The sequence below is a fragment of the Loktanella sp. PT4BL genome (assembly GCF_003201935.1).
Classification (GTDB): domain Bacteria; phylum Pseudomonadota; class Alphaproteobacteria; order Rhodobacterales; family Rhodobacteraceae; genus Yoonia.
Genome location: NZ_QJJL01000007.1, coordinates 38,559 through 50,804, shown reverse-complemented (window position 1 = coordinate 50,804; position 12,246 = coordinate 38,559). Strand labels below are relative to the sequence as shown.

The following is a 12,246-nucleotide window of genomic DNA, read 5'->3' as shown; positions in this document are numbered from 1 at the left end:
TGTCGGGTTCGCACGGTCGATATCAACCGTATCGTCATCACCCGCGCCGAGGTTCAGCGCAGCGTCCGTGTAGCTGTCGTTCGCCAGCGTCACAGACCCCGTGCCGTCAAAGCCATCCGTCGCCGTGTAAGTCGCCGTCCAGATCTTGCCGGTACCGTCAAAGGCACCACCGCTCAGCGCGCCGCCCACAACCGTCAGGTCAGTCGTAGCGTCAAATCCGGTCGGAACTTCACTGAAGGTAATCGTCACCGTCGTGTTGTTCGTCGTGTCGCTCAGCGATGCTGCCGTGATCGCAACCGTCGCCGTTGGGTTCTCGATTTCGATAGAATACCCATATTCAAAAGTCGTTAGAGTGGAGCCAGACCGCTCAACAGCAACAACGATTTTTTGATCGGCGTCGTCAATAAATGACTTACCCTGGATGCCGATTGTGAAGGAGCCATCCGCGCCAACATTCGTTGAGCTTGTAACCGAATCTACGGTCACATAAACAACGTCCCCTGCCACAAAACCCACCACTTTACCCGTAACCGCAATGTTACCAGAGGTGGACTCATCAAAATTCACAATGTTGTCGGCAGTGACACCATCAACAATCACAGCAACAAAATTGGAGGGGGCTGCAGCCAGATTGGTTACAGCCTCATTTAGCACTTCCGCTGCTTCCTCGTCCTGAGCGTTAACAATGACATTAAGGCCCTCGGCTGAGAGAGCATCCTGGTTCGCATTCTCAAGGTAATCTTTCAGACGCGCAGCTTCAGCTTCATCGGCAACCGTGATCTCGATGAACCCAGAGCCCTCCACGTCGCCCCCAAGCGCGATGAACTGATCACCGGTCACAATCAGCTTGGAGTTAGAAATGATGTTACTTTCAGTACCAGGCGCCAAGTCCGCATCGATAAATGCTAGCCGCGCATCCACCGTGCCGTCAGAGATTTCGAGTGTGCCCGAACCGTTCAGCACAATGCGAGACCCGGCAATAAGTGTCAGCACATCGTTATCATCCATCGGCATGTCGAATTTCAACGAGCCATTAGTCAGCTCAACATCAACGAGAATGCTTTCAACAACCTCAAGACCAGCACCCGCCACAGCCTCGGGCAATACGAATACTACGTCACCCGATCCCTTTACGCTAAAGCCCTCCAAATTAGAACTCTGCAGCTGCTCGACAGTGACTTCTAGAGTCTGCCCTGCTGCAACAAGAAGGGTTTTGTCCTCCACCCCGTCCAACAATTGCTCTGCAGCGTCAGTTTGGCGCGCGGGGCCTTCACCACTGCCGAAGATAACCGTAGTGCCGCTCGTGAAGTCAACAAATCGGATAAAACCATCAACTAAGTTTGCAAATGAAAGTTCATCGCCAGAAACACTGACCTCAAAAGCTGGATCGCTTCCGCCGCCACAAGCCGCGAGCGGAAGAATCAACAGGGTTGATGAAAGACCTTTGTTAGCCTTCACCTTCTCAGCTGCCTTATCGGCCCATTTCTTCAAGAAGGCCTCACGCGCCTTTCTGGCCTTAGGAAGCTTAACCTCGCGACCAAGGCTTGCAACCGAAGCCATAGCACCAGTCGCCACAAATACACCATCTATGACCGAGCCGTCGATGCCAGCCGGGAGAACCTCTGTGCGCTCCGCGCCCTCGAAGCCTAGGAAGATCTCTTCGCCATTCATTACGATCTGGGCCAGGTTCGCGGCGTTCAGGTCTTTTGCCATGATAGTTCTTCCTTCTTTACACCGCTGCGCAGCGGTGCTGCTCGGTCATTGTCGTGTTTGCGATTGCTACAGCTGCTTGGCTGCGCGAGTTGGGGTTGGCTCTAAAAACGAACCAAGCGGAGCGCATACGAAGCACTTCCGCTGAAAACTTTTCGATGCGTGGCGACGCTCGCCGTCGCGTTCGATGGCGTGAATACGCTCTAAAAGCGCTCACCTTCAGAAGTGACGGCAGTGACGGGACCGGGGAAACAACAGGAACATCCACCGTCAGTGCATCTGACAGTGCCGGCGCAGCGCCTCCGCGCACATGAAACGAGTCTATTACGCCCAAAAACTCGTTTCTGTCATGAAACATGACAGTGACAGAGTTTCTGGTCGGCTTCGTTTCTTGTTGTTTCTCAATGCTTTGACGCATCTTCTCCTGCTCTTGTTACCGTCACTTTCAGTCGCACTGTGACGCTGAGAGGGATAGCATCTCAGGCTTGGCCCTGCATTCTATCTAAAGTTAACTTTTTCAACTAAAGCGCTACGAACTTATCTTTCGTCAATTGATGATTCAGCGTAACAGTATGGAAAAATTAGAAAATTATCCAAACATGATCCAAGTCTCTGCAGGACTACGCGAGGCCAAGTACCGCGAAGTTGAGACAACAGCCCCAGCAGGTTTCGACAAAGTATATTAGGGTCAGTGGACAATCATCTTGAGGTCATGAAGACTGCTACCAGGTTCAAACACGCTGCGTAGCTGTATCGGTTTTGTCGTATTTTGTAGCTATCCATCTGAACTGTTTGATCTTTGAGGAGTAATTTTCTACCAGTTGCCTCCATTTGTAGACGTCCACGTCATAATCGCGCTAGATTTTGTGGTGGGCTTTGGGGGGATCACGGCGGTTGCATCGCGCTGATCGAGGCCTTGTAACAGCCAGTCCACGTCGAACGCCTTGCCCACAAACAGCGCGTCAAAAGAAACGTCTCTGATCAGCGGCGCGACATCTTTCGTATCATGCGCTTGTCCCGGCAGCAGCAGGAAGTGCGAGTTTCACTAATTCCCGGACAGCTCTGGGGAGACATGCGCACGGTTAGTCATTAACTGCGCCGTTACGGCATTCTGTCGGTCATGAACAAGGCCGGAAGGAGCCATGTCGAGACGTGCGCATTCCGGAGCATCCGGCCACTCATTCCAACAACATCCGGCCACTGATTCCGGGGTATCCGGCCACCCTGTGACGCGTTGCCGTGAGGCAGTGGGTTCGTGGTATCAGGTTTGAGGGTTTTCGTCATCTGTTTTGGCGGTTGTTTTCCGCATGGACTGGCCTTCAAGTTCGATGTGGTGGGCATTGTGAACGATGCGGTCGAAGATGGCCTCCGCGAAGGTCGGTTCACCGATGATGTCGTGCCGGGCCTTGATGGGTAATTGGCTGGTAATCATGGTTGATCCGCGGCCATAGCGCTCTTCGACGATTTCCATCAGATCGCGGCGCTGCGTGGCGATCAGCCGGTCCGGCCCCCAGTCATCGAGGGTCAGGAGCTGTGCCTTCGTGATGCTGCGGAACAGGCGAGGGAAGCGCCCGTCGCCATGGGCCGGTTCCAACTCTTCGAAGAGGCGTGGCATGCGTCTGTAGACCACGGTCACGCAGTCACGAAAGGCCGCTTGCGCCAATGCGCAGCCAAGCCAGGTCTTGCCGACCCCACAGGGGCCGGTGATGATCAGGTTGCGCTTGTCGGTGATCCATCTGCCAGTGAGCAGGCTCTGGAGCAGCGCCTTGTCGAGGCCGCGGCGTGCGCGGTAATCAACATCTTCCAGGCAAGCGCCTACATGGCGCAGCCTGGCGGAGCGCATCCTGGCCTCGAACCGTTTTGTCTCACGGCTGGCGATCTCACGGTCGATGGGCAGACCAAGCCATTCAGCGTGGTGTCCGTCGTCATATAAAATGGGACATCGGAGGGGCTTGAGCATTGGAGGCTCTGGCTCGTTTGTGTGATTGATTATGCGGCTTGTTTTTGATGTTGCAAGCGGCGTTGTTTGATTGTGTTTTTCTTGATCTTTTCCCTTTCTCTGAGAATGGATTTGTCGCGGCCGAAGTATACGTCTGCGGGTGTGACGTTGTTCAGGCTCTCGTGGTAGCGCTGATTATTGTAGTAGTCGACGAATGCGCCGATCTGGCGTTCGAGATCACCGGGTAGGTAGTAGTTCTCCAGCAGAACCCTGTTCTTCATGGTCTGGTGCCAGCGTTCGATTTTGCCTTGGGTTTGCGGGTGGAATGGCGCACCGCGGACATGCGTCATTTTCTGATCCTCCAACCACTTGGCCAGATCGCCTGAGATGTAGCATGAGCCGTTGTCGCTGAGCAGACGTGGCTTGTGCCGCACAACCGCCTGGTCGCAGCCTGATGCTGTCAGGGCCAGTTCAATCGTGTCTGTCACATCCTCGGCCCGCATGTTTGTGCAGAGTTTCCAACCGATGATGTAGCGGCTGTAATCATCCAGAATAGTGCTGAGATAATACCAGCCCCAGCCGATGATCTTGAAGTAGGTGAAGTCGGTCTGCCACATCTCGTTGATGGCCGTGGTCTTGTCCGTGAACTCATCGGCAGCTTTGATCACCACGTAATCCGGTGCGGTGATGAGATCAGCAGCTTTGAGAATACGGTAAGCTGATGATTCAGAGACAAAATACCGCACCTCATCCGTGTACTTGACGGCCAGTTCCCGCGTGGTCAGCGCTTCATGTTCCAGCGCAAACGCAATCAAGTCGTCACGGCGGGCATCCGGGATGCGGTTCCAGACCGATCCTGGGCGTGGGGATCTGTCAGCCAGCCCATCCAGGCCGCCATCGACATAAAGATCATACCATCGATAGAATGTCGTGCGCGGGATGCCCAGCATGTCGAGGGTCTGCTTAACCGGCAGATACGCCCCCTCAACGGTGCGGATGATCTCCAGTTTCTTGGACGCAGGGTATCTCATTCCTCGAACTCCCCAGCCCCTGTCATGCTTTTTTTTTGAGCAGACGGTTTTCAAGGGTCAGATCAGCGACGCACTCTTTCAGGGCCAAGGACTCAGAACGCAAATCCTTTACCTCAGGCGATGTGGCCTGCCGCGCCGTGTCGCCAGATAACCGGCGCTTGCCAGCTTCGAGGAACTCCTTAGACCAGCTATAATACAGGCTCTCAGCAATACCCTCCCGGCGGCATAGCACCGAGATGCTTTCCTCGCCGCGAAGGCCTGCCAATACAATACGGATCTTCTCTTCAGCTGAATAGGTTTGCCAGGTCTTGCGGCGGATGTTCTTGACCACCTTCTCGGCGGCCTCTTTCGATGTTTGTGGCTTCTTCGTCATCTCGATCTCCTAATCGATAAGATGAACCAGAAATCCTCCCTTGTTCAAATCCTCAGATATGTCCCACAGGTGCTGACGTCAGACAATTCGTTTCACTTATATCATTAGGGCGTTGTGGCGGCTTGGTAGGGCGTCTAAACGCCGAAATAAATTGGCATTTGCGCTGCCGGTCCTCAGCAGCACTCTTTCGCGCGCGAGCTAAGTCGCGCATTGACTCATGCGTTTTGTCGGGCATCCAGATCGGCGTCGATTCCCCAGCAAACAAAATCCGGGCAAGTCGATTGGCAGCCAGTCAATCTGCCTTTGCGTGCTCACCAGCACGCACCGAAATGAATGAAGACGAAACAACAAAGCGGCCCTGAACCGCAAGAACGCGCTCTTTGCGGGTCACGACGAGAGCGGCCTCGCCTGGGGTCGCATCGCATCGCTGATCGAGACCTGCAAGATCAACGGCATTGAAGTTCATGACTATCTGTCCCGCGTATTACTGGCTGTCGCCGAAGGGCACAAACCGATCAAAATCGAGCAGCTGCTACCCTGGAATTGCGCCAAAACCGTGTGATCGGCGTACCACTAAATTCAAACTTTCATCTGAAGCGACACATATTTGTCTTAAGATAAAGCCTACATCTGTCGCGCCCTGACCGACTTTGTGGTACCTTTGAAAGGCTTTGTAGGCGAGGGCTAGGGCAAATGTTCGATCAATCACATGGAAATTCTGAGGATAAACTGTTGGTTAGCGACGCAGAGGGAACCGTTGATGTCTCTATGTCGCATTGCAATAATCAACTTAGAAGGCGGTCCGATACCATGGGATTACTTGTTAAGGGCGAAAGAGAAATTTCGCTCCAACAATTAAAGCCATATACTAAAATGTTCAGCCCAAAGATAGAAGTCGATCAGCCACCTTTGATATGCACACAGAATTCAGAGCCTCTTGGTGATGTTATAGGTTGGTTCAGAGCAGCGGGCTTACCTGTAAACGTTTGTGGTGGTCTTTCTGATCTGCAGTATCATCTGAAATCTAAAGATTTATCGCCATCGCTGATTATAATTGATTTAGACGGCATGGCCGATATAGCAATAACGTTCCGCCGCATGTTGAATTTACGCCAAGAGCATCCAGAAATTCCAATAATGCTCATTTGCAGCGATAACAATTTTAATGACTTCACTACTGAGCGTTTTGCCGTAGCAGACATTTTTCTTGAACACTGTCAATTGTCATTTGATATCGAAGACTACGTTGCGATTGCAATGTTGAACAACAAGAGGTGGGGAAACCGCAACGGTATAATAGCGAATAAATTGGCAGATCTAGAACCAAGACTTCAATAATGCGGCCCGAACCCCTTCCAGAACAACGTCGACCGTCTCTCCAAAAAGTGGGCATCAGGCCACCCAAACCAAAATAAACCCCAAACTCATCTGATCATGAAGGCATGGTAGTAACTTTTGGCGAAGGCGTACTGTTCACCTGAGCCATGAAAATTGATGATAAGTCCACACAAGTGTCGAGCAGGGGCTCTTCTGAGCTCAATAATGCCGCTTTCGCACGATCCTCGAGAAACACGAGAAGCGCAGAAAGTTGCTTCGCACCAATCATTCCAGCACTTCCCGCAGATCTGTGAAGTAACTCTGCAGCACCCATGTGATTGCCAATTTTGAGGAATAGCCTCACTTGCGTAATATCGCCTCTTAGCATCGTGTCAAAGCTTGTGATAAATGCCAGCATTTCGTCTGTGTTAAACGTCTCAAATAGATCGCAAATAGGGCCTTCAGTATTATCCAAATCAGACCGAGCGCCGTTCAAAGTATGTAATTTCTCCTCTTGCTTAGATTCAATAGTGCGTTTGAGAATACCTGCGAGATCACCTAACCTAAGTGGTTTTTGTAAAAGCTCATCCATACCTGCCTCGCAAACTGAGTTGCGAACCTCTTGTGAATTATGCGCGGAAATGCACACAATAGCTTTTTGAGGCTCGCCAATCTTCCTTATCAGTGGTGTGGCCTCAATACCGTTCAAATTGGGCATGCTCAGATCCATTAAGATCAAGTCATATGACTGATAGATACACTTCTGAATTGCAGCCAATCCATCTTCTGCATAGTCAAAACGGCAACCAAGCTTTTCCAACATTTTGCCAATCATTGTGTAGTTAACCTCGTTGTCATCGACGATGAGAACCAATGGCGGCGTTGTCTGCGCATTAAAAGTCTCTTCAACATGCACATTTGGTCTTTTCTTGCCTTGAGTCTCCAAGATCTGACCGTCCGCAATCTTGAAAACACACCTGAAGCTGAAAACACTGCCGACTCCAAGTTGACTTCCGACGGTGATCTCCCCACCCATCCTTTTGCTGCAGCGTTTGACAATGCCTAATCCCAAACCGGTACCCTCAAATGAACGGGTATAGGTGTCATGGCTCGTCTTAAAATCATCAAATATCGAAGCCAGGTCTTCCTCAACGATGCCTGCTCCCGAATCTGCAACCCTTACTACTAACTCAACTTTCTGATCCGACATAATGGTTGTCTGAAGTTGAACAGAAATATGCCCAGCTTTTGTGAATTTATTTGCATTCGACAAAAGGTTATCAAACAAAGCATCAAAAAGGTATTGATTGCCAATTATTTTTAGGTCTCTCTCAGTAGAGAACTCAAGTTCTATAGTATTGCTTTTCTGTTGCAAAAGTGGCTGGAGCAGTACGAGCATGTTCTGCAAAGACGCGACTGGATCAATAATATCTGCATTCTCAAACAACACACTCTCATTCAACTGTACAATTTCCAATGTCTTGTTTATCTGTTCAAGGGCTTTTGTACCTGATTTTTCTCCGAGTTTGATAAGTGATTTTTCCGCGGCAGTACGTACTTGGTCATTGAGCAAATCAAATGTAGCCAACACACCCTGCAGAGGCGTACGCATTTCATGGCTCATGACAGCCAGGAACCTTTCTCTGACAGCCGCCTCTTTTTTTGCCTCTTCAAGCGCCTCTCTAAGCTCGATATCCCTTGCTATTCGCGCTGAGATATCACGCAAGATCCCGATGAAAATCGTTTTGCCTGATCTGCCCGTGCTTTCTGAAACTGTAACTTCGACTGGAAACTCACGGCCTGACTTGTTACGGGCTATCATTATTTGCCGCCCCTGATCTACAATGCTTTTTTGTCCGGTTCTCAAGTATCTGGCCATGCCTTTTTGATGGGCGGCTTTTTGAGCTTCCGGGATGAAAAGGTCTTCCATTGAAGCCCCAATGGCCTCTTGTGCTGTGTAGCCAAAAATTTCATGTGCCGATCGGTTATATTGCAATACTAAACCTTTCGAGTCTGCAATTATGACTGCATCTCTTGAGGTTTCAACAATACGACGAAGATTATCAGCTATACTGGAAGTTATAATTTCTTTTTTTTGTAGTCGGGCCAATAGTAATAGTGATGCCGCCAACATGCCGAAGACCAACACAACAATCACGCCTAAAAGAACTGTAAACCGCGACAACACACCCAGCTGATCAAGACGTGCATCTGAAGTGTCCGCGACCAATATTTTCAGCATTTCAGTCGTGAAGCTGCGAACATCATCGTCCGACTGATCCACCAAGGCCAATAGATCTCTAACGTCGGCGATAGATGGCTCATCCCAGCCGTCTATTACTTCGGCTAACTCAATCTTTCTTCTGTTCAGCCGGTCTAAAATAAGGCCCGGGGCATTAGTCGCTTGCCCAGCCATAGCTCCATATACAAATTGCACTGCATTTGTTCGGCTATAGTAAATGTCGAACGCGCGCCTTATTTCTGAAATATCTGGACTCTTCCCTTTTTGCATACTCAGAAGGCCACGAGACAGAGCAAGCTGCAGGTTTTGGAGATCCACTTCAGTTTGAACGACTGTCCAAGTCACATTATCAGAGTCAGCGTTACGCACGTTTTGTGCTGAGTCCCTTATAACTCCATAATAATACGCTACCAAGATAAGGCCAATAAATGTCAGAATGAACGCAAGTCCAATTGCAACGCGTATGGTAACCGCTTCAAGCTGGCTCTCTCGGTCTGACGGCTCAAACATCTACTTCAAGTCCTGACGACAGTCAGCTTTCCAAGTTGCCAAACACTCACTGCGTAAATAAGTTCGGTGCGATACTGCTCGCTCTTATCGTAAGGAAAAACGATCCAAAGCGGCCCCTTCTCACGTACAGAAAATCTATTTCCATTTATCCTGTTCGCAACAATTGGGGCGACGTCCTCAATTAATGAACGCGGGACTGTGATGCTATATTCATTCAGCGCGCTGGCGATCACGTCACCTGAACCGCCACCAACAAAATCAATTAAGCTTTTGAGTGTTGGTCCTGAGAAAACATCTATTTTTTCTGTCCATATCGTTGTAGTTGCGAACTCTGCGTGAGGCAATTCATCAAGCATTGTCTGATCAAAAACAAATTTGTCTTGGACGTTTCGAACAGATATGTCGCCATCGATTTGTAATATTACGTCTCCGGCAGGTCGGCGGGCTGAAGCCTGTTGCGACACAGCCGCCGTTGCCCCTGTTAGAAGCAATGGTACCGAAACAACAAAGTTACGTCGAGTGAGGTTCATTGAAGGCCCCGCCGGTTTCATATTTTTTTCCATGCTCATGTTTCCTCTCCCTCTATTGTCGCCAACAGGTGCGATACGTTATCGTTGGATACATCTCACACTCCCATAAGGATATCCATACTATCGTTCGATAGCGCAAATTACTTTTAGATACTCTTATCTGGCTTATTTTGGCCATAAAAACCAAATATAGGTTGGTCTATCAAACGAACTGATGAGCGCTAAAATGTTGTATAATCCAAAGACTGCCAAGCCGATAACTCTGTTGATTGTGGACGACCATCAGCTGGTGCGTGAAATGATGTACACATTCATTTCAAATCAAGACAATTTTGAAGCTACGTTAGCGGACTCTTACCATGACGCACTGGCCAAAATAGAGGCGGCTGGCAGCTTTGACGTCATCCTAATGGATGCTCAAATGCCAGGCATGGACGGCATTGTCAGTATCGAAAGCCTGGTAAGAGCTAATCCAAGTTCATCCATTGTTGTGTTTTCAGGGACTGTGTCGAATGAGTATGTTCAAGAAGCGCTGTTGGCGGGCGCTAAGGGCTACATTCCCAAGTCACTTCCATTCAAGTCCTTACTCAGCGCGATCACACTGATTGCGTCAGGAGAGGTGTTTGTTCCATCAACATTCTCAACTGCAAACACAGACTCGGCGAAATCGCGGTATTTCAATCTCTCCGATAGCGAACTTGCGGTTTTGCGAAAAGTACGTGCCGGCTGGTCAAATAAAGAAATTGCCCGAGAGATGGATGCAACTGAGGTTACGATCAAGATGCATATGCGTGCCATCTGCATTAAGCTTGGTGCAAAAAATAGAACGCAGGCCGCTGTTATTGCATTACAGGAACAAATCTCCTGAAAAGAACTGTTGGGACCTCTTGCGGATCATATCGTGAAGAGAGACGCTAATAACACTGAGATGCGGGGGATTATCCTGCGCCACTAGAAGGTGATCCAAACGAGTTGCGAGAAGTTCATTTGCCGAATCTATCAGCGAATGTCCTGGGGATGCTTTGGCCCCGATCGATACGCTGCTAGAGCGTGATGTGCCGAACTGGGGCTGTATGCATGGAGGAGAAGACGGAACTGTTCAGTTTTTAACAGTTGGCGAGACGACAAAGACAGCGCGACTACGGACCTATATGCGCAATGATCGCCCATGGGATGGGGCGCGACCCTTAACCAAAGCGGCGTAGGCGAGCACCGAAAACAATACTGAAGATGCAAATTTGTAAACTGGCTGTCACCAAGCCGCGAAAAGCGGGAGGTTCTAACGAAACGTTGACGCAAGAGGCTAGCATACGCGATTTGGCTCATGGCTTTGCACGCGGACACGCAAATTGTGTGATCTTTGCTGCTGAGCCCTAAAACATTCGCGTGTCGATGGGATTGCGTCATCCAGTCCGGCACCGCTATAGATGATTTTCTTGACTGAATGGTGGCTGAGTGGGCGCAGATCGCAAAGCGCAGCCCAATGACTAAGCGGACAGATTGTTATAGCATCACAACATAGGTCAATCTCTCAAAGGAGTGTGGCAAGAAAGCCACCCAGCTTGAGGATGTATTAGTCAATGCGCCGACTAACATCAGCAAGGCGCATGGCCTGAGAATTGGCTATTCAAGCGGCTTTGGAGATCGCTGAAAACAAGTGAATCAACCTATATGCCTTTGACACGGGTTCAGAGCTTCTAGAAAATAAGAAGATTTCATATATGCTAAAGTTAAATGGGCCTGTTCGACGCATATTAAATAGACCTGCGACATGAACATTGAGCGAAAGATAGAACTTATCAGAGCTGCTGCCTAAATGAAACTCTGGTGGGGTTTAACGATGTTATATGCTGGTCGAAGATCAAGGACCACCTCTCTCGAGAAACGAAGGATTTCGCCTTGCTTTGGTCTTCAAGATTGACGAACTGCCGGTCAATGCATGCATCTCGGCTCAATGCAATCAGCTCTTGGCTTTTTGTTGCCTGCGCGTTGGCGGCCTGTGGCGGATCAGGAGGCGGACAAGACATCGTCAGCAAACTAGACGACATGGATGCTGCCATTGGCACTTTGCTGGCAACTTACCCTGCAGCCGGTTTTACGCCCCTTGAGGAGTTGGCGTCAGGTGGTAACTCCACCTATCGCGGTTATCTTTCTACGCAATATGGCTCAACCTCTGACGACAAAACCTCTAGACTTGTGGGCGCGATGGAGATCCATGTGAGCTTCGACAGTTCAACCGAAATGGTTACCGGATCCGCCTATGACTTAATCGACGAGGAAAGTGCTCGACTGGATGGAACACTGACGTTGTCTGGCGGAACGTTGACCGGCGCCGATCAGAACCTGGATGCCACGTTCAGGTTTGATGGGGAAGGCAGCCTTACTGATACAAACGAAAACACAATTGATATCCAGCTGACTTTTTCCGGCGACTTCCTTGGCGTGGGAGCGGCCGCAATTGGTGGTGACGTGAATGGAAGCGTCGTCGTAAACGAGGGAGCATCCAAGGATCTTGCAGGCATTTTTATCTCTGAAAAAGACCTGCCCTAATGGCTGAACCATTTCACTGTCGCGGGAGTTTTGCCCCACGTCAG

The 12,246-nt window shown here is 49.9% G+C and carries 7 protein-coding genes and 1 pseudogene; 4 read left to right on the top strand and 4 right to left on the bottom strand.

The features are described from left to right. Positions 1 to 2,971: 2,971 nt before the first annotated feature. Positions 2,972 to 3,670, bottom strand: a complete 699-nt coding sequence (gene istB / locus C7964_RS16650) for an IS21-like element helper ATPase IstB (RefSeq protein WP_110280786.1) — start codon at positions 3,668 to 3,670, stop codon at positions 2,972 to 2,974. Between the two features lie 29 nt (positions 3,671 to 3,699). Continuing rightward, positions 3,700 to 5,053, bottom strand: a protein-coding gene (locus tag C7964_RS16645; RefSeq protein ID WP_110280785.1) for an IS3 family transposase whose coding sequence is annotated in 2 segments (ribosomal slippage) — positions 3,700 to 4,716 and positions 4,718 to 5,053 — 1,353 coding nt in all. Because the reading frame shifts where the segments join, the coding sequence is not laid out codon by codon here. Positions 5,054 to 5,408: 355 nt separating this feature from the next. Between C7964_RS16645 and C7964_RS20360 the strand changes: the two are divergent. Then, positions 5,409 to 5,615 (top strand): annotated as a pseudogene (locus tag C7964_RS20360) (transposase domain-containing protein); the annotation flags it as partial. A 248-nt stretch (positions 5,616 to 5,863) separates the two neighbouring features. After that, a complete protein-coding gene (locus tag C7964_RS16635; RefSeq protein WP_146214886.1) occupies positions 5,864 to 6,391 on the top strand; it encodes a hypothetical protein in 528 nt (175 codons plus the stop codon). 94 nt (positions 6,392 to 6,485) lie between these two features. Here the strand turns inward: C7964_RS16635 and C7964_RS16630 are convergent, their stop codons facing one another. Both C7964_RS16630 and C7964_RS16625 read right to left on the bottom strand, forming a co-directional pair. Continuing rightward, positions 6,486 to 9,122, bottom strand: a complete 2,637-nt coding sequence (locus tag C7964_RS16630) for a PAS domain S-box protein (protein ID WP_110280783.1) — start codon at positions 9,120 to 9,122, stop codon at positions 6,486 to 6,488. Between the two features lie 5 nt (positions 9,123 to 9,127). Then, positions 9,128 to 9,691: a putative pterin-binding protein gene (locus tag C7964_RS16625; protein WP_146214885.1), complete on the bottom strand. Its 564-nt coding sequence runs from the start codon at positions 9,689 to 9,691 to the stop codon at positions 9,128 to 9,130. A 187-nt stretch (positions 9,692 to 9,878) separates the two neighbouring features. On the opposite strand from C7964_RS16625, the gene C7964_RS16620 reads away from it, so the two are divergent. Together C7964_RS16620 and C7964_RS16615 are read left to right on the top strand one after the other, a co-directional pair. Then, positions 9,879 to 10,520 carry a response regulator gene (locus C7964_RS16620; RefSeq protein ID WP_181417224.1) on the top strand — a complete coding sequence of 214 codons (642 nt, stop codon included), beginning with the start codon at positions 9,879 to 9,881 and terminating at the stop codon, positions 10,518 to 10,520. A 959-nt stretch (positions 10,521 to 11,479) separates the two neighbouring features. Beyond that, the gene (locus C7964_RS16615) at positions 11,480 to 12,202 is read left to right on the top strand and encodes a hypothetical protein (protein WP_146214884.1); all 723 of its coding nucleotides are present in this window, start codon (positions 11,480 to 11,482) and stop codon (positions 12,200 to 12,202) included. The last annotated feature ends 44 nt before the right edge of the window (positions 12,203 to 12,246 follow it).

What these genes read in the sequence shown, in the direction of transcription:
- istB (WP_110280786.1), bottom strand. Translation starts at nt 3,670, where the DNA reads ATGCTCAAGCCCCTCCGATGTCCCATTTTATATGACGACGGACACCAC.
- C7964_RS16635 (WP_146214886.1), top strand. Translation starts at nt 5,864, where the DNA reads ATGGGATTACTTGTTAAGGGCGAAAGAGAAATTTCGCTCCAACAATTA.
- C7964_RS16630 (WP_110280783.1), bottom strand. Translation starts at nt 9,122, where the DNA reads ATGTTTGAGCCGTCAGACCGAGAGAGCCAGCTTGAAGCGGTTACCATA.
- C7964_RS16625 (WP_146214885.1), bottom strand. Translation starts at nt 9,691, where the DNA reads ATGAGCATGGAAAAAAATATGAAACCGGCGGGGCCTTCAATGAACCTC.
- C7964_RS16620 (WP_181417224.1), top strand. Translation starts at nt 9,879, where the DNA reads ATGTTGTATAATCCAAAGACTGCCAAGCCGATAACTCTGTTGATTGTG.